Below are 18,504 nucleotides of genomic sequence, written 5' to 3'. Positions count from 1 at the left end.
GAGGCGGGCGGCGGCTGTTTGGCGCTATGCTGAACGCATCGCATAGGGTATTGTAACACAATTGGCACATGAATTTTCTCGTACAAAAAGTCGTGACACAAAAGCCCGCAGCCTGGATGAAACGTTATGGATAATGTTACAGTGTTCGACATGAATATGGTGCTGGATCTGCTACCCAACGCCATATTTATCAAAGACGAGAATCTGCGCTTTGTTTTTGTGAACAAGGCCTATGAAAAAATGTTCGGCGTGCGGCGAGAGGACGTTTTGGGAAAGTCCGTGCTGGAAGTGACCTATCTGCCCGAAGAAGAGCGCAAGATGTATCAGGCCGATGATCTGGCCACCCTGGAGACTCAGGCGTTCAAGCACTATATTTTCAGTTACAGGTTCGCCGACGGCAAGATGCATACCTGTCTGCACTGGAGCGGCGGCTTTACGGACGCAAACAACGCGCGCGGCTTTCTTGGGGTCATTGTGGACATCACGGAGCAGAGCCGCACCATAGGCACGCTGCGCAGCCAGCTGAACTCGATGCTCAACAGGGTCAGGCTGGCGGACGAGAGAAGTCTGAAAGATTCGCTCACCCAGTTGCGGACCAGAAAATATCTCGACCTTGTGCTGAACAAGTACGCCAAGGTGGAAAAGCGGCCATTCTGCTGTGTCATGCTTGACGTGGACAGATTCAAGGACATCAACGATACCTTTGGGCATCTGGCTGGCGACAGCGTGCTCAGGGCGGTGGGGGCAGCCATCCGCCAGTGCGCGCGCAGCAATGACATAATCTGTCGTTATGGCGGGGACGAATTTGTGGTTCTGCTGCCCGACTGCGGGATAAGAAATGCCGTGCCCACTGCGGAAAGAATACGCAGCACTGTGGCCGCAAAGGTGTTCAGGCCGGACGGCAAGCCTGTGAGCGTGAGCCTGGGCTGTAGTGAGCACAGCGGCCATGGCGACGGCCTGCTGACGCTGCACGAGGCGGACAAGGCGCTGTATGCGGCAAAGCAGGCTGGTCGCAACCGTGTGTGCGCCGGGCTTGTTTGGTAAGGCATGGCATGAGGAGCGCGCGTGCGACAACATGGCGGTCATTCTGACCGGCGGTATATGGCCTATATAAAAACCGCCCGGCTTGTCTGAAGCCGGGCGGTTTTCATATACCTTGGTAAACCGTCCTATTCGGGGAACAGGATTTTTTTCAGAAACGTGTCGATCTTGTCGTCCTTACCGGTGATGGAGTCATACGCGGCCTGCAGCGAAGTGGGCCATTCCTTGTCACTGGCGTCGCTCATGAACATTATAAGGTAGTCATGGTCGCCCACCACATCCACGTTCATGAGCATGCCGTTGCTGGTGGCCGTGAAGGTCCAGCCGCCGTCCTCGGAAGGTTCGGGCGCGCTGCCCTTCATCTGCCGCGAAAGCTTGGCTGCAAAATCCTTGTCGGAAAGGTTGCCAGCCTCGCTCTTGGTGTACAGGGCAACGGAAAAAAAGGCTTCTTTCGAGGCCGTTACGGTCACGATGCCGTCTTTTTCCTGAGTGGTGCAGCCGGCGGGCACATCTATGCTGAAGTGGGCGAACTTCACTTCCTTGGCCTGCGCAGGCAGGGCCAGGGCCAGAAGAACCAGACAGCAAATGGGAAACATGAGAAACTTTTTCAGCATTTCGTCCTCCTGAAAAACGGGCATTGCTGGGCAAGCTTTGTCACGCTGTCCGGTATTTGTCCATTAAAAAATATGACGGTAAAAATTTAGTAAATAAGGTTGGTTAAGCGTTATCTTGCCGTAAGGATTTTGTGCAGCAGGGGAGCCAGTTCGGGCGCCTTGCCCTTCACCGAAGCGTAGGCGCTGCTGATGTCTTCTGGCCATTGTGCCTTGTTCAGGTCGGTGAACAGCTCCACCACATGGCTTTCATCAGCCATGACCAGCACATCAAAGGGCACCATGGCGATTTTTACCGTAAAGCCATAGCCGTCGTCGCCCACCTGGCTCACGGGGCCGCCCTTGAGACTGCGGGACAGGTTTTCGGCGTGTTGCTGCAGCGAAACGTCCTTGGCGCGATCGGTCACATTGACGGTGAAAAAATGGTCTTCATCGTCAAGCACAAAGAGCGCGCCGTCCCGCGTCATAAAGTTGCAGGAGTCAGGAATGTCAGCGGTCACAAAGGCAAGGTCATAGGGTTTTGCATGGGCGGGGGCCGCGACAAAAGCCAGACTCAGGGCCAGCAGCAAAAAGGTCAGAAAACGCTGGTGCGGCATACTATGTTCTCCGGATAGGAACGGGCGGGCACGGCCCATGGCGGATTTGTATCCGCCATGGGCTGATGCTCCGCCTTGATAAACGTGCAGGTAAGGAAACGCTGATTTATTCCGTTTGGCGGACTTGCTTCACTTTTTTTGAAACAGTCGAGGACGGAAGAGTCCACTCCTGCTTCAAAAAAAGTTCGCGCCTTGCCAAACGAAATAACTGCACGTTTCCAGGAGGCTCTTTAATCAGCGTTTCCTTAAAACTGGTATAAAAAGGCCGGAGTACGCAGGTCGGTCTGGCCGTTGTTGTTGTGCAGGCCCACAAGGGCCGCCAGCCCGCCGATGGAGTCCGCATCAAGGCCGAGCATGGCCGTGAGGCCACGCCCCAGCCAGTTGCCTTCCTTGGGTCTTGTCAGCAGTTTGCGGTCAGCGGGCACGCCCGTCTTCTGCGCCAGCCAGCGCTGGGCCTGCTCGCGGCCGCCCATTTCGTCCACAAGGCCGAGCCTGAGCGCTTCCTGCCCGGTATAGACCTTGCCGTTGGCCAGCTTGACGACCTGTTCGCGCGGCATGTTGCGGCCCTGGGCCACAATATCCACAAACTGGCCGTACATGTCGTTGAGCACGCCCTGAAAATAGGTGCGCTGTTCGGGCGTCATGGGCCGCATGTAGGAGGCGGCGTCTTTGTACGCGCCGACCACAAGGGTTTCCTGCCCCACGCCCACCTTGTCCATAAGGCCCTGAAGCTGGGGCACGTCCATGCGCACGCCAATGGAGCCCGTCACTGTGGAGGGGTTGGCGAACACGCGCTGCCCGGCCATGCTGACCATGAGCCCGCCGGACGCCGCCATGGAGCCCATGCTGACGGCCACGGGCATTTTTTGCGCCACCGCTTTCAGGGCGTCAAAAATTTCCTGCGAGGCCGCCGCGCCGCCGCCGGGGGAATCCACACGCACAAGGATGCCCTTGACCGAAGGATTCTGCGCCACCTTGCGCAGCCATTCAAGGGTGGGTTCAGCGGAAAGTATGGGGCCGTTCACCGAGACAAGGGCGATGCGGCCGCCGCCCGTGAAAGGGCCACCATCATCGCTTGCCTTGACGATCAGGCCGCCGATCAGGCCAAGAACCAGCAGGACGCAGCCCCAGAACACTACGGGACGCCGTTTGCGGAAGGGGCGGCGCAGCAGGGTTTTCCATACCTCCGCCGGAATCTGGGCCAGGGGGCAGGCGGTGGCGCAGCCCGCCCGTTCAGGCAGCGGGCCAGTCTGCAGCATGGATTGCTGCGCGGATTGCTGGACGGTCTCGGCGGACTGCGCAGCGGAAGCCGCGTCCTTGTGGCCCCCGCTGCCATTGCGGGCATTGCCGCCATTGTCACCGTTGCCACCGTTGGTGGAAGGGCTTGGAGTCCCAATCATTGACAGGGGCTCGTCATAGGAAAATTCTTTGTCACTCACGTTGTAATCCTTTGCGGAGGGGCCAGTGCCCCAGGCGCAGTTGCGGGCGCAAAGCGCCTACAATTTGGGCTGCATGGCTTCGGGCCACAGTTCGGCCGCCTGCTCACGCAGTATGTATTTTTGTATCTTGCCGCTGGCTGTAAGAGGAAAGCCAGATATCATGGCAACATACTTTGGAACCTTGAACCAGGCTATCTTGCCCCGGCAGAAGGCGCGTACGTCTTCGGGCTGTATCTCGACGCCGGGACGGGGGATGATGAAGGCCGCCACTTCTTCGCCATACTTGAAGCTGGGCACGGCGACCACCTGCACGTCCAGAACGCCCGGCATGGACAAAAGGTATTCTTCCACCTCGCGGGGGTACACGTTTTCACCGCCACGGATGATCATGTCCTTGATGCGTCCCGTGATGCGCAGATAGCCTTCTTCGTCCATCACGCCCAGGTCGCCGGAGTGCAGCCAGCCCTCGGGGCTGACGGCCTTGGCCGTGTCTTCGGGCATATTGTAGTAGCCCTTCATGACATTATAGCCCCGGCAAAGGATTTCTCCAACCTGGCCGCGCGGCAGTTCCTCGCAGGTTTCGGGGTTCGCCACGCGCACCTCGATGCCCGGCATGGCGCAGCCCACGGTTTCGCAGCGCTGCTCCAGGGTGTCGTGCATGTCGGACTGCGTCATGACTGGCGAGCCTTCTGTCAGGCCGTAACAGATGGTGATCTCCTTCATGTTCATGTCTTCGATGACGCGGCGCATGAGGGGTTCGGGGCAGATCGACCCTGCCATGATGCCCGTGCGCAGGCTGGACATGTCAAAGCGGTGAAAGAGCTTGTGTTCCAGTTCGGCCAGAAACATTGTCGGCACGCCGTAGAGGGCGGTGCAGCGCTCGGCGTCAACGGCGGCCAGCACCTTGAGCGGATTGAAGGACTCAAGAATGACCATGGTGGCCCCGTGATTGACGCAGGCCGAAACGCCGAGCACACAGCCGAAGCAGTGAAAGAGCGGAACAGGCAGGCACACGCGGTCATTGGGGCCGAAGTTCTGGTGGCGGCCTATCCAGTAGCCGTTGAGCCCCACGCCCACATGGGTGAGCATGACCCCGCGCGGAAAGCCCGTCGTGCCGGAGGTATACTGCATGTTGATGACGTCCCAGGGGTGCAGCGTAGCCTGCCGGGCCTGGTATTCCTCATCATCCACCATGACGGACAGGGAGAGGATTTCAGGCACGGAATACATGCCCCTGTGCTTCTCCATGCCCAGAAAACAGACGCGCTTGAGGTGGGGCAGGCTTTTGCACACGAACGAGCGGCGCGCCTGCACGCGCAGTTCAGGCGCGATGCGGTACAATGTGTCCAGATAGTCGTGGTCGCGCACGCTGTCGATGAGAAAGAGATTTTCGCATTCCGAATGGGTGAGCAAATAGCGCAGTTCGTGTTCGCGGTAGTTGGTGTTTACCGTGATGAGTATGGCGCCGATCTTGGCAGTGGCAAACTGCAGGGCGACCCAGTAGGGCACGTTGGTGGCCCATACCGCCACCTTTTCGCCCTTTTGCACGCCAAGGGCCATAAGCCCCTTGGCAAAGCGGTCAACAACATCGCCAAACTCCCGCCAGGTCTGACGAAAGTCGCGGTCGGCGTACACAAGCGCCTCATTGTCGGGGAAGCGGCTTATGGTGTGGTCAAGAATCTGCCCCAGTGTCCATTCGCGTAATTCAAACTGGGCCTGACGCTGGCGAACTTTTTCTTCCATACTGTCTCCTGTGGTGCGCGTGCGGCAAGTGGTCGGTGGAACTATTTCAGTTGAGCCTACGAGTTGTAGGTAACGGCCAGAATTTCCACCGGTTCGTCACCCGCCGCGCCCACAAAGTGGGGCACGATGGAATTGTAGTAGATGGTTTCGCCGGCTTTCAGCACGTAGTTTTCGCGTCCGTATACCACCAGCAGCGTGCCCTTGAGCACAAATATGAACTCTTCACCCTGGTGCGAACTGGTTTTGCGTTCCCCGGCGTCAGGGAAAATACGGATGTGGAATGGCTCCATGTTGCGGTCGTTCTTGCCCTTGCCCAGAGGCTGATAGGTGTAGCTCGGGCGGGGGATGCGGCCGGTGTGCAGGGCTTCTTCGCCTTCACAGTCGTTGTTGATACAGGCAATGATGGGGTCGCGGGTAAACTGGTCGTCCAAAAACGTTCCCAGGCGCACGCCAAGGGCGCGGGCCACCTTTTGCAGGGGGCCGATGCTGGGGTAGATGGCGTCGCTCTCCAGCTTTTGCAGGTAGTTCTGGTCAAGACCGGTATCCCGGGCCAGTGTTTCAAGGTCAACTTCGCGTTCTTCACGGAATGACCGTATGCGGGAACCAATGGTACGGGTAGAGGGCATGGCGGGCTCCTGGCTGTGACCCGGCCTGGATGCGTTGGTGGGCTGGTGTCCGGGCGGGCTTTTCTGAGGTGATTGGAACGTCAATATGGGCCTCAACCTAGCTAAAAGCTGTCTCGCCCGCAAGTCTGGGAAGCACGGATTAAAGAGCCTCCTGGAAACGCGCAGTTATTTCGTTTGGCAAGGCGCGAACTTTTTTTGAAGCAGGAGTGGGCTCTTCCGTCCTCGACTGTTTCAAAAAAAGTGAAGCAACGCAGCCAAACGGAATACATCAGCGTTTCCCTTGGTATCACTGCGGCTGCCGGGGCATCCCTGCTGACAGGGCGGGATTTGTGCGATACTGTGCCGCATGAACGAAAAACTTACAGTACGGCGGGCTTTTGTGGCCTCCGGGCAGGTACAGGGCGTGGGCTTTCGCCCCTTTGTCTACAGGCTCGCGCACGAGGGCGGCCTCACGGGAACCGTGGGCAATACCTCGGAAGGCGTGCGCATGGAAGTGCAGGGCGCGGAGGCAGAGGTGCGCCGCTTCGGCCAGCGTCTGCAGGCGGAGCTTCCTCCCCTGGCCCGTCTTACCGGCCTGAAAGAGGAAGATCTGTCGCCTGTTGCGCAGGAGGACGCCTTTGCCATTGTACAGAGCAGCGGCCATGCCGGGCACAGCGTGCTGGTCAGCCCGGATGTGGGCGTGTGCGCCGACTGCCTGGCGGATATGGCTGATCCGCAAAATCCGCGTTACAATTATCCTTTCACCAACTGCACCAATTGCGGCCCGCGCTATACCATCACCCGTTCCATTCCGTACGACAGGGCCGTCACGTCCATGAGCTGTTTTCCCCTGTGCCCGCGCTGCTCGTCGGAGTATGCGAACCCGGCGGACAGGCGCTTTCATGCCCAGCCCGTGGCCTGCCCGGTCTGCGGGCCGACGCTCTGGTTTGTAAGCAAAGAAGACGCGGCGGCGGGGCGCACCTGTCCGCAATGGGGCAGCGTGCAGGACAAGGAAGCCCTGACGCGCCACGCTCTGGAGCGTTCGGGCCAGGTGTTGCTGGATGGCGGCATTCTGGCCATCAAGGGGCTCGGCGGCTTTCAGCTTGCCTGTGATGCCCGCAATGCCCGGGCCGTGGCGCTCTTGCGGCAGCGCAAAGATCGTCCGCACAAGCCGCTGGCGCTCATGGCTGGCAGTCTTGCGACCGTGCGATCCCTTTGTGATCTCACGCCGGAGCATGAGGCCCTGCTCGTGAGTCCGGAAAAGCCCATTGTGCTCTGCCCGCGCCGTCAGCAAGGCGATTCGCCCTCGCTGCCGCTGCAGGTGGCCCCGGATACGCGGCAGGTGGGCTTCATGCTGCCCAACACCCCCCTGCACAGCGTGCTTTTTGACTGGCTGGCCGCCCACGCGCCCCAGCCGCCTGTTCTGGTCATGACCTCGGCCAATGCCGGGGGCGAGCCCATCTGCCTCGGCAACAGGGAGGCGCTTGAGCGTCTGCCGCACCTCGCGGACGCCTGGCTGCTGCACGACCGGGACATTCTGGTGCGCGTTGACGACAGCGTCATCACCCTGCAACCGCACGCAGCCCCGGCAGCGGCCGCCCTTTCCAGCGCATCGCGGTCAGACAGGGGCGAACCGCTTTTTTACCGCCGCGCGCGGGGCTATGTGCCGCGCCCGGTGTTTCTGGCAGACAGCCAGGCAAAGGCGGATGCGGCGAGCGCGGCGGCTGCGTCAGGTACAGGGACTGCGGAGGCTCGGCCAGATACGGCAGCTACAGAGGCTACGCCAAATATGGCGAGTATGGCGGGCACGGCGGGTATGGCAAATACGGCAAGCGCGAAAGCTGCGGCGGCAAGGGCGCAAGCTGAAGGCCCGGCCCCTGCCTGCGTTCTCGGCACAGGAGCGGAACTCAAGGCCACGGTCTGCATCACGCGCGGCAACGAAGCCTTTGTGGGGCAGCATGTGGGCGATCTGGAAAACCCTTCGGTCATGGCTTTTTACGAAGAAGTGGTCACGCATCTGGAAAAGCTGCTGGAGGTTCGCCCCAAGGCTCTTGTCTGCGATCTGCACCCCGACTTTCTTTCCACGCGCTATGCCGAAGCCCGCGCCGCGCGCGAGGGTCTGCCCCTGTGGCGATTGCAGCACCACGCGGCCCACGCCGCCGCTGTTCTGGCCGAAAACGCCTGTTTCAGCCCGGCTCTGGCCCTGTGTCTGGACGGAACGGGCCTTGGCGACGACGGCACGGTCTGGGGCGGCGAACTGCTTGTTATGGATTTGGACAGGCCGGAATGGCGGCGGCTGGGGCGGCTCTCCCCCTTTGCCCTGCCGGGTGGTGACGCTGCCGTGCGCGAACCGTGGCGCATAGCCCAGGGGCTCATGGCCCAGGCCGCGGAATACGGTCATCTGGACGCAGCCAGCGCCCTGGCTGGCGCGCCCTGGTTGCCGGAGCATGCACAGGCATCCCGCGCCGTGGGGGAAATGCTGGCACGCGGCATCAATTGTCCCGCCACTTCAAGCTGCGGGCGTCTGTTTGACGCCGTGGCCGCGCAGGCTGGCCTGTGCATGACCACCACCTACGAGGGGCAGGCGGCCATACGGCTGGAGGACGCGGCCAACCGGGCGCAAGGCCCGATGGGGGACGTGCTGGCTGGCCGCGCACCCTTGGTGGATATACGTAACATTCCGGGCATGATCTGGCCCGTGGGCGTGACGGAACGCGGCGGCCTGCTGGAACTGGACAGCGCCGGACTTTTTGCCAGGGTAGCGCAGGGCCTCGCGCACGGCATGTCCGTGGCCGAGGCGGCAGGGCGTTTTCATCTGAGCCTGGCCGAGGCGCTGGCGGGCATGGCGGGCAGGGCCGCCAGATCGCTTGGCATCACCAGCGTGGGCCTCAGCGGCGGCGTCATGCAGAATGCCATTATGGCGCGGCTGCTGCCTCAGGCCCTGGAATACATGGGCCTCAAGGCGCTCACCCATCATGAACTACCGCCCGGCGACGGTGGCCTGTCTTTGGGGCAGGCCGTGTGGGGCAGAAGAATGCTGGCCGCCGGGGCCGGACAGTAGGGAACCGTGAAGACAGCCTGCGGCGCGCGCCGCACGGCCTGTTAGAGTAGTGCTATTTTAAAATGCTTTGTGGGGGAGGGACCCTTTTGCAAAAGGGTCTCCTCCCCCACACCCCCTCCTCCTAAAACCTTTATTGTAGCTTACCAGGGTACAATGAGGGTTTGCTCTAAAGCTGAGGGGAGAGGCAGCATCTTCTTGGCGTCACACCATCTCAAATCTTGTCTGTTCAAGGCCAGGCGCGGCTGTTTTGCCGCCGGGATCTGGCCGCCGGGATCCGGCTACCGGAAACCGGCCACAGCCCGTCCGTTCTTGAGGGCCACGCGGCCCAGGGGCAGGTCGCGCCACCACAGGGCGGCCTCGCGTCCCTGAAGCCCCGTCTGGCGGCTCTGCCCGCTGAGCAGGGCACTGATGTCGTTGAGATCTTCCAGCACAAGGCTTGAGGCCGCGTCCGGTTCTTCGGGCATCAGTGTTCGCAGGCGCGGGGCTGCGTCCAGCCTGCCGCCACAAAGTTTGCCCAGCAGCGCGCCCTGCCAGATGCAGTTCTGCGGCAAAAGGGCCGTGGCCTGGGCCGGAATAAAGCGCACGTGTTCGCCATACAGTACGGCCTCACCAGGGGGCAGCAGGGCGGGATCGCACGTGGGCCCGGCAAGACAGTCCGGCGGCAGGGCCTGGCCCAATGTCTGGCCTGATGTCTGGCCCAAGGTCTGGCCCAAAGCCTGTCCGGGCGATTGGCGGGACGCGCGGCCAGACCTTTTGCGTCCAAAACGCGAAGAGCCGGAAAATTCGGAGTCCGATGCAGCCCTTGGGGAAAACCCGTCCGCACTGCCAAATGCGGTGGATGTGGAGGCTGCGGCGCTGCCCTGTGTGTCGCCAGTCCCGCTGCCCTGTGTGCCGCCTGCCCCGCCGTCAGTCATGGTGCCGGGCTTGCGCAAACGGGCCACATAAAATCCCTGGGCCTGGGAGCGTGCGCCGTCCACCCGCAGGGTGCCTTCGCCGCCGGGCATCTCTTCCCAGACAAAGCCGGGTATGGGCGCAAGATGCTCGCGCACAAGACCCAGTTCTTCTTCGGCAAAGCGTACCTGGTCTTCGTTTTCAGCCACATTGGTAGTGCAGGTCGAGTAAACGAGGCTCCCGCCGGGAGCCAGCAAATGCGCGGCATGGCGCAGCAGGCGTTGTTGCAGGCTGGTGAGGCTGTCCAGTTTGTCCCCCTGCCAGAGTTTGAGCACCTGCGGGTGCTTTTCGGCCGTGCCCCAGCCGGAGCAGGGAGGGTCAAGCAATATGGCGTTCCACGATCCTGGGTGCAGGGGCAGGGCGTCGCCGCTGTAGAGGCAGGTTCCCGCCTGGATCAAATTGCACTGGTGCAGGTTGGCGCGCAGCGTGCCGAGGCGCGTGGGCGAGGGTTCGTTGCCCAGCACAAAGCCTGTGCGCCCCACAAGTTGCGCCAGAAAGCCCGTCTTGCTGCCGGGGCTTGCGCACATGTCCAGCACCGAGGCTCCCATAGCCGGGGCCAGAGCCACGGGCGGCAGCATGGACGAACGATCCTGGATGTAAATATAGCCAAAAAAGGCCGCCAGCGAACTGCCCAGAGGGCGCGGTTCGGCCAGCAGGCGGCGGCACAGGGGAGAAAAAGGCTCAGGCTCGAATGCGTACCCCTGGGCGCGCAACAGGGCCTCCACGGCTGTGGTATGCCTATCCTCACAAACAATACGGAATGAACGGGCGGCGGGTTTGGACATGGCGGCATAGTATGGGCAGGCGTTCAGGGCTGCAAGAGCTTTTTGCCGGAAAATCCGTGCGGACGGCAACTTCAAGATGTTGCGCGGCGCTGCAACTGCGGGTATAGTGCGCCGGTGTGGCATCCATGCGGCGCCACGCCATCCGCGCCCGGCGCGGGTGAGCCCCGTGGTCTGTTCGCTGCCGGATTTTTACGGCGGGCGGCGACCCCAGGAAACCTGATCATCGGTTTTTTTGCATTTCAGGCGTCATTACAGGCCTTGATATGGCCGTATGGCAGCCCTGCGCCGATTTTTGTGACGCGCTACAGCCAGAAACGGTCTTGCACACCGTATGTAAAAGCCGCCCTGATCGGAGCTTCCTCTACTTTATCGGATATCTGGCAAGATACCCAAGGAGAACGGAATGAAATTTGCCATGCGACTGACTTTTGCGGTCTGCCTCGCGCTGCTCGCCGCCGGGTTGACCCCCACGGCGCAGGCTGCAGCCAAGAGTGCCGTGGTGCTGCCTTTCACGGTGAACGCGCCGCAAAGCTACGCCTATCTTTCCAAGGCCGTTCCGGCCACCATTCAGGGCCGTCTGAACCGCCCCGGCGTGCTTGATGTGCGTCCTGTTCAGGGCAAGGCCACCACGCAGGCGGAAGCCAGCAAGGTCATGAATTCCTCCGGCGCAGACAACGCCGTGTGGGGATCCGTCAATGTGGTGGGCAATGACTGCACCATTGAAGTCAACAGCGTGGACAAAGCCGGAAAAACCTGGAGCAAGACGGCCCAGAGTTCCGTGAGCGGCCTGACGGGCGCTGTGCAGAACCTGAGCGCCGCCCTGGGCCAGGAAGTGTTCGGCATTGCCGGCGTTCGCGCACCCGGCACTACGGCGGCCTCCGGCCCCCGTGGCTCGGTGGCTCCCGGCGGCGACATCATCGCCAATGAAACGGGCCAGCAGCAGGTGTACCTGAACCCGCAGTTCCGTTATCAGGGCGCAGGTTCCGGCGACGGTTCGCGTCTGCGCAGCCAGCGTCTGCCTTACGCCATGGTGGGCATGCTGGTGGGCGACTTCAACGGCGACGGCAAGAACGAAATCTGCGTGATGAGCGACAACCATCTGCGCATCTATTCCTGGGACGGCGCAAGCCAGCTCAAGCTGCTGGGTGAAACCCTTGTTTCGCGTTCCAACCAGAACTTCTCCATGCGGGCCATGGATCTCAACCGTGACGGCGCCATGGATATTGTGGTTACCACCTTTGAAAGCGAGAGCAACCGCCCTTACAGCTATTTCTTCAGCTTCAAGGGCAACAAGTTCTCCCAGGTGTCGGAGCGCATCCCCTATTACGTAAGCGTGCTGCGTGTGCCGCCCACCTTTGCGCCCACCCTCGTGGGTCAGGGCTGGGATTCGCTCAAGCTTTTTGCCCCCGGCGTCTACACCATGGTGAAGACCGACGGCAAATACTCCTTCGGTTCCCGGCTTGACCTGCCCACAGGGGCCACTGTCTTTAACGTGACATGGCTGCCCGGCGGCAAGGCCGGCAAGGGCGATCAGCTTATCATGCTGACCGACGACGAGCGCCTTAAAGTCTTCCAGGGCAATGGCAATACGCTCATCCATACCACTATGGAGCGCTTCTCCGGCTCGGCCACCGGCATGGACCACTACAAGGGCATGCCCGGCCTCGGCGTAGACAAGAACTACCAGTTGCCCAGCAAGTACTATGCGCCCATGAACCTCATCACTGCCGATATCGGCCACACCGGCGAGTACACCCTGCTGATCAACAAGCCCATATCCACGGCTTCGCAGATGTTCGACCGCTACCGCTACTTCCCGCAGGGTGAAATTCACGCTCTGTACTGGGACGGCGTGGGCCTCGGCCTCAAGTGGAAGACGCGCCGCATCCGTGGTTCTGTGGCTGCTGTGGATCTGGCTGACGTCACCAATAAAGGCACCCTTGATCTTGTGGTGGGGCTGAATACCTCGCCGGATCTCGGCGTGGGCAGCCGCCAGTGCATGATCACGGCCTATCCGCTGGACGTCTCGGCCACGGACCCCAATGTGCCGGCTGACATGAGCGACTTTGAAGTGAGCCCCAATTAGGGCAGTTTGCGAATGCAATGAGTTAACTGCTTGGCAAGGATTTTAAGGATTTTTCTGAAAATTCTTGCCACGAAATGCGAGCAGGCAGGCTTTTGCCAGCCATACGCGAGCGTTTCAAGTGTTAAATGCTCTAGATAACGTCGGGCGCGGACAGCCCGCCGCAGAACGCGTGGGCTGTCCGCCCCTGACAAAGCCCCCTTTTCGGGGCTTTGCTTTTTCATCAGTACACGGCAAGGAGACGGCATGCGCATCCTGGTGATTGGTTCCGGTGGGCGGGAACACGCCCTGGTCTGGAAATTCATGCAAAGCCCCGGCGTTGAGGCGGTCTTCGCCGCGCCCGGCAACGGGGGAACCAGCAGGGAGGGCGCGGTCAATGTGCCTGTTCCTGTTGACGATCTGGACGGGCTGGTGGCCCTGGCGCGCAAAGAAAAGATCGATCTTGTGATGCCTGGCCCCGAACTTCCTCTGACCTTGGGCATTACCGACCGCATGCGCGAAGCGGGCATAGCCTGTTTCGGCCCCGACAGTTACGGCGCAAAGCTCGAAGGCAGCAAGGCCTTTGCCAAGGAAATCATGGCCAGGGCCCATGTGCCCACAGCGCACAGCGCCGTGTTCAGCGATGTGAAAATGGCCAAAAACCATGTGGCCAAGGTGGGCGGCCCCCTGGTGGTCAAGGCCGACGGCCTGGCTGCGGGCAAGGGCGTCATCATGGCGGCCGACTCTCAGGAGGCCCTGCAGGCCATTGACGACATCATGAGCGCCAGGGCCTTTGGCTCTGCTGGCGATCTTGTGGTGCTGGAAGAATGGCTTGTGGGCGAGGAAGCCTCCTTCCTGTGCCTGTGCGATGGCGAACGCGCCGTGCCGCTGCCCTCGGCCCAGGATCACAAGCGTGTTTTTGACAATGACGAAGGCCCCAATACCGGAGGCATGGGCGCGTACAGCCCCGCCCCCGTCCTGCCCGACAACATGCTGGAGGAAATGGCCGACCTCACCGTGCGGCCCATCCTTCGCGAGCTTGCCAAGGACGGACATCCCTTTGTGGGCGTGCTGTATGCCGGGCTGATGATGACCGCCGACGGCCCCAAGGTGCTGGAGTACAACGTGCGCTTTGGCGACCCTGAATGCCAGCCAATGCTCATGCGGCTTGAGGGCGATCTGCCCCGTATCATGCTGGACGGCATCGCTGGCAAGCTTGACCCCTCCAGCATCGGACAGAGCGCCAAGACGGCCCTGGGTGTGGTCATGACCGCTGAAGGCTACCCCGGCGCGTACACAAAGGGAGTGCCCATTACCGGCATCAGCGAAGCGGACGCGCTGCCCGGCGTAAAGGTTTTTCACGGCGGCACGACCATCAAGGAGGGCGCGCTGGTATCCAGCGGCGGTCGCGTGCTTTGCGTGACGGCGCTGGGCGATGACATTGAGGGCGCGCAAAGGGCCGCCTATGCGGGTGTGGAAAAGATTCGCATGGACGGCGGCTTTTACCGCAAGGACATAGGGCAGAAGGGCATCAACCGGCTGAAGGGCAAATAGGCCCGCAGCCTCGCAGCACGTTCACACGGAGCGCCTTCATGCCGAAGCGCTCTGGAGCATTTTACATTTGAAAAAGTGTAACTGCGTTAAGAAAACACTGATTGAGAGAGCCTCCTGGAAACGCGTAGTTGTTTCGTATGGCAAGGCGCGATCTTTTTTTGAAGCGGGAGTGGACTCTTCCGTCCCCGACTGTTTCAAAAAAAGTGAAGCAAGTCCGCCAAACGGAATAAATCGGCGTTTCCCTGGATTACCTCCGGCCCAGAGCCGGATTCAGAGGATACGACATGGCGCAAGTGGTCATATTGATGGGTTCGCAGTCTGATGAAGACAAGGTCAGCCCCTGTGTTGAAGTGCTGAAAAGCCTGGGCATAAGCTGTTTTATTACGGTCAGTTCCGCACACCGCACCCCTGAACGCACGGAAAGGCTGGTGAGCGAGCACGAAGCAGCGGGCGCGCAGGTATTTATCTGCGCGGCGGGCATGGCGGCGCATCTGGCCGGGGCCGTGGCCGCGCGCACCACGCGCCCGGTCATAGGCATCCCCGTGTCCAGCGTGGCCCTTGGCGGCATGGACGCCCTGCTTGCCACAGTGCAGATGCCCCCCGGATTCCCGGTGGCCACCGTGGCTCTGGACAAGGCCGGAGCGCGCAACGCCGCCTGGCTTGCAGCCCAGATTCTGGCCCTCGCTGATCCCGCTCTTGCCGACAGGATCAACGCTGCCCGTGCGAAGATGCGTGCAGACGTTGAAAAGGCCGGGGAAGAAATCAGCCGTAAATACGCCTGAGTCGCCGGGCCGCCGGGCACGGCCGCCATGTGAATCCTCGCCTCTGTACGCTGAGCGATGCCGTGTTGAAATGCTTTGTGGGGGAGGGACTCTTTTGCAAAGGGGGCCCTCCCCCACGCCCCCCCTAAAAACCGCTATTGCTTCTGAGCACGTCGCCTTATTCAAAGGCTACGTGCTCCAATTGCTGTTGTCGCATGAGGGATGCTCAAGGCGTTAGGTTCTGGCGGCGGCACGGGAGGCCCTGCCGTGAATGCGGGCGCGCGGCCCGTGAAAAAAACAGCAAAAAATAAACAAAAAAAAGGTCGCCGGGCACATGAACCGGCGACCTGGCTTCAGGGCAGGTGGGGTAAAACCCGCCCCTTGTCTACGCATTGTTTACGCATTGCCGAAATAGGGCGGACGGCGCGTCTGCGCGTCGCCGCTGACGCGGAAAATCTGTACGGTGTAGTGTCCTGTGCCGCCGCACGTGGGGCAGGCGTCCGTCACCAGCAGGCAGGACGCGTCCAGTTCCAGCGGGTCAATGCCCGCAACGCCGAGAATATGTGTGGCCTTGCCCTGCTCCCACATAACCGGCGAACCACAACGTCCGCATTCCACATACAGAAGTTCAGGGTCATAACCCTTGCCCACAAGCGGGCCGCGCAGTGGTTCGGCAATGGCCTTGAGCGTGTTGTTATGCATTATTCCCTCCCTCAGGCCCCGGCGCACGTCGACCGCGCGTATGATCGCGGTTGCGGCACGTCCTTTAAGCCTTACCTTCCATAGATAAGCACCTCTGGCTGCAAGGCAAGTCCTGTGGCGCACCCGGGCCCTGTTTTTTCTCGCGTGACGCTGCAGCTTGCCATGCGCCAAACGGCCGATTAGAGTGGAACCATGTCTGAAAATAAACGTCATATACGTCTGCTGCCGCCTGAGCTGCGCAACCAGATCGCCGCTGGCGAAGTGGTTGAACGGCCCGCCAGCGTGTTGAAGGAACTGGTGGAAAACAGCCTGGACGCCCAGGCTGACCAGATAGATGTTTGCCTTGAAAACGGCGGCCAAAGCCGCATCAGCGTGCAGGATGACGGTTGCGGCATCCCCGCTGAAGACCTGGAACTGGCCGTTACCCGTCACGCCACCAGCAAGATTGCCTGCCTTGAAGACCTGGAGCGCATCCTGTCCTACGGGTTTCGCGGCGAGGCTTTGCCGAGCATAGCCTCGGTGTCGCGTTTTTCCATCACCTCCGCCCATGCCGGGGAGGACGGGAATGTGACGGCGCACCGGATAGAAGTGGAACACGGCCTGCTCAAAAGTTCCGGCCCGGCGGCTTTGCACAAGGGAACGCTGGTGGAGGTGCGCGACCTTTTTTCCAATATACCAGCCCGCCTGAAATTTTTAAAGACCCCCTCCACGGAGTTCAAACGCGCCCAGGACTGGCTGGCGCGCCTCGCGCTCACCCGGCCCGAGGTGGGCTTCAGCCTGCATTCGGGCGAGCGTGAGGCCCTGCGTTTTCTGCCGGGGCAGACCCTTGCCGGACGGCTTGCCATCCTCTGGCCACGGCTTGTGGTGGACGCCCTGCGCCCCTTTGACGGCCAGAGGCACGGCATACGCGCGCACGGTCTGGCGGCTCTGCCCAATGTGAGCCAGCCGCGCGGCGACCGCATCCTGCTCTATGTCAACGGGCGCTCCGTCACGGACAAACGGCTGCTGGCCGCCGTGCGCGAAGCCTACAAGGGTCGCATGACCAGCCGCGACTATCCGCAGATAGTGCTTTTTGTGGAAATGGACCCGGCTGAGGTGGACGTGAACGTGCACCCGGCCAAGAGCGAGGTGCGCTTCAGGGACGAATCCGCAGTTTTTTCCGCAGTGCTGCACGCTGTTCAGGCCGCGCTTGTCACGTCCTTTGACGTGGCCGACGCCGCCTGGCATGACGCGGGCGCGGCGTCTGCGGGAGCGGCGTCTGCGGGAGCGGCCTTTGTGGGCGGGACGTCTGCGGGCGGGACGGATCACGCTGCTGCGGAATCCACTACGGAAGCCACTGCAGAATCCACGGGCGCGGCCTCGCGTCCCATGGGCTTTTGGGGGCGGCTCGACAATCCGCCCCTTGTGGAGCGCCAGGAGCGGGACGATCTTGCGGATGCGGGGCAATGGCAGGCCAGCGGGCCTGCTCAGGTAAACGGGCCTGCCAGCCACTACGGCCACAATCTGCTCGAAGAGCAGGCGCACGGGTCACAGCCGCCTGCAGGTTCGGATTACGGGGCGCAAGCCCTGGGCGCAACGGCGCAGGGCCATGCGCGAACCGGGGAACAATCCCGTGACGCCGGGGTTTTTGTGTGTCCCGAAGGGCTGAACGCAGACCACGGGGTCATGGCGGAAGCCAGCGCGCCCTACGGATCCGGCCTGAATGCCGGAAACACTGCACCGGACGCTGGAAGCCCTGCACCGGACGCCCTTGCACACGCGGCCGCACCGTATGCCGATGGCGAAAGCGTGCGGGATCGCCAGCCCCTGCGCGTGGAAAATGTGGAATATCTGGGCCAGGTGGCCGACACCTATCTTGTGCTGCGCGACAGGGCAGGGGCACTGCTTTTGCTGGATCAGCACGCCGCACACGAGCGCATACTCTATGCCCGCATGCGCAGGGGAGCTTTTGCGGGGTCGGGTCAGTTGCTGGCCCTGCCGCTGGAAATGTCCCTGCACCCGGCAGAGCGCGAAAGGCTTTTTGACTTGCGGCCCACGCTGGAATCCCTCGGTTTTGTATTGGAAACCTCGGCCAGCGGGCTTGAGGTCAGGGGCATGCCGCCCGTTCTTTCGCGCGCCGAAGCCAGGGAATTTTTGCGTGAAGCGCTGGCGGGCCGCAAGGACGACCTGGCGGACATGTTCATATCCATGTCCTGCAAGGCTGCCATCAAGGCCGGGCAGCGCCTTACCGACGACGAGGCCGCCGGGCTGCTGCGCCAGTGGCTGGCCACCGATGCCAGGGAGTATTGCCCCCACGGCCGCCCCTGCATTCTGCGCTGGGACGCCGTGGAACTGGAAAAGTTGTTCAAGCGGCGGCAATCCTGATGTGGCGGCGCGTGAGCGCGTGCGCTTTGAGGGTGCTTACGCCCAGGGGAATCTGCTGATTTTACGCCTAAAAAACGGCAAGCACGCTGAAGGTGCCCACGCCCAGGGGAATACGCCCTGACATAAAGCGTGCCCGGCATTTGGCGTGAAGGATGCCTGAAGTCATTGGGCTGACGCATTGCCGCCAAAGGAAATAAAGCAGCGTTCCCGGGAGGCTCTTTAATCAGTG

General features: G+C 61.6%; 13 protein-coding genes. 6 read left to right on the top strand and 7 right to left on the bottom strand.

What is annotated here, in order from left to right; translation table 11 throughout:
• The first annotated feature begins 126 nt into the window (after window positions 1-126).
• Window positions 127-1,044: a diguanylate cyclase gene (locus RBR41_RS05040; protein ID WP_320351500.1), complete on the top strand. Its 918-nt coding sequence runs from the start codon at window positions 127-129 to the stop codon at window positions 1,042-1,044.
• A gap of 125 nt (window positions 1,045-1,169) precedes the next feature.
• Here RBR41_RS05040 and RBR41_RS05035 read toward each other — a convergent pair whose 3' ends face one another.
• The 5 genes from RBR41_RS05035 to RBR41_RS05015 all read right to left on the bottom strand — a co-directional run bounded on the left by RBR41_RS05035 (window position 1,170) and on the right by RBR41_RS05015 (window position 6,056).
• Window positions 1,170-1,655, bottom strand: a complete 486-nt coding sequence (locus tag RBR41_RS05035; RefSeq protein ID WP_320351499.1) for a hypothetical protein — start codon at window positions 1,653-1,655, stop codon at window positions 1,170-1,172.
• Window positions 1,656-1,765: 110 nt separating this feature from the next.
• Window positions 1,766-2,248 (bottom strand): hypothetical protein, encoded by a 483-nt coding sequence (locus RBR41_RS05030; protein ID WP_320351498.1) that lies wholly within the window; start codon window positions 2,246-2,248, stop codon window positions 1,766-1,768.
• A 245-nt stretch (window positions 2,249-2,493) separates the two neighbouring features.
• Window positions 2,494-3,687 carry a signal peptide peptidase SppA gene (sppA, locus tag RBR41_RS05025; protein ID WP_320351497.1) on the bottom strand — a complete coding sequence of 398 codons (1,194 nt, stop codon included), beginning with the start codon at window positions 3,685-3,687 and terminating at the stop codon, window positions 2,494-2,496.
• Between the two features lie 57 nt (window positions 3,688-3,744).
• Window positions 3,745-5,430 (bottom strand): AMP-binding protein, encoded by a 1,686-nt coding sequence (locus tag RBR41_RS05020; RefSeq protein WP_320351496.1) that lies wholly within the window; start codon window positions 5,428-5,430, stop codon window positions 3,745-3,747.
• A 56-nt stretch (window positions 5,431-5,486) separates the two neighbouring features.
• Window positions 5,487-6,056: an XRE family transcriptional regulator gene (locus RBR41_RS05015; RefSeq protein ID WP_320351495.1), complete on the bottom strand. Its 570-nt coding sequence runs from the start codon at window positions 6,054-6,056 to the stop codon at window positions 5,487-5,489.
• Window positions 6,057-6,402: 346 nt separating this feature from the next.
• Here RBR41_RS05015 and RBR41_RS05010 point away from each other — a divergent pair, with 346 nt between their 5' ends.
• Window positions 6,403-9,096 (top strand): carbamoyltransferase HypF, encoded by a 2,694-nt coding sequence (locus tag RBR41_RS05010; protein WP_320351494.1) that lies wholly within the window; start codon window positions 6,403-6,405, stop codon window positions 9,094-9,096.
• Between the two features lie 278 nt (window positions 9,097-9,374).
• Here the strand turns inward: RBR41_RS05010 and RBR41_RS05005 are convergent, their stop codons facing one another.
• Window positions 9,375-10,832: an RsmB/NOP family class I SAM-dependent RNA methyltransferase gene (locus RBR41_RS05005; RefSeq protein WP_320351493.1), complete on the bottom strand. Its 1,458-nt coding sequence runs from the start codon at window positions 10,830-10,832 to the stop codon at window positions 9,375-9,377.
• Window positions 10,833-11,235: 403 nt separating this feature from the next.
• On the opposite strand from RBR41_RS05005, the gene RBR41_RS05000 reads away from it, so the two are divergent.
• From RBR41_RS05000 to purE, 3 genes are all read left to right on the top strand, one after another.
• Window positions 11,236-12,918, top strand: coding sequence for a VCBS repeat-containing protein (locus tag RBR41_RS05000; protein ID WP_320351492.1), 1,683 nt, complete (start codon window positions 11,236-11,238; stop codon window positions 12,916-12,918).
• 243 nt (window positions 12,919-13,161) lie between these two features.
• Window positions 13,162-14,448, top strand: coding sequence for a phosphoribosylamine--glycine ligase (gene purD, locus RBR41_RS04995; RefSeq protein WP_320351491.1), 1,287 nt, complete (start codon window positions 13,162-13,164; stop codon window positions 14,446-14,448).
• Between the two features lie 284 nt (window positions 14,449-14,732).
• The gene (gene purE / locus RBR41_RS04990; protein ID WP_320351490.1) at window positions 14,733-15,230 is read left to right on the top strand and encodes a 5-(carboxyamino)imidazole ribonucleotide mutase; all 498 of its coding nucleotides are present in this window, start codon (window positions 14,733-14,735) and stop codon (window positions 15,228-15,230) included.
• A gap of 375 nt (window positions 15,231-15,605) precedes the next feature.
• On the opposite strand, the gene RBR41_RS04985 is transcribed toward purE, so the two are convergent.
• Window positions 15,606-15,911: a hypothetical protein gene (locus RBR41_RS04985; protein WP_320351489.1), complete on the bottom strand. Its 306-nt coding sequence runs from the start codon at window positions 15,909-15,911 to the stop codon at window positions 15,606-15,608.
• A gap of 192 nt (window positions 15,912-16,103) precedes the next feature.
• Between RBR41_RS04985 and mutL the strand changes: the two genes are divergently transcribed.
• Complete coding sequence (gene mutL / locus RBR41_RS04980; RefSeq protein ID WP_320351488.1) at window positions 16,104-18,275, top strand: DNA mismatch repair endonuclease MutL; 2,172 nt, start codon at window positions 16,104-16,106, stop codon at window positions 18,273-18,275.
• The last annotated feature ends 229 nt before the right edge of the window (window positions 18,276-18,504 follow it).

It is taken from the genome of Desulfovibrio sp. (genome assembly GCF_034006445.1).
Taxonomy (GTDB): domain Bacteria; phylum Desulfobacterota; class Desulfovibrionia; order Desulfovibrionales; family Desulfovibrionaceae; genus Desulfovibrio.
Note: the sequence above shows the minus strand (reverse complement) of the source record. Positions and strands in the feature narration are given on the sequence as shown.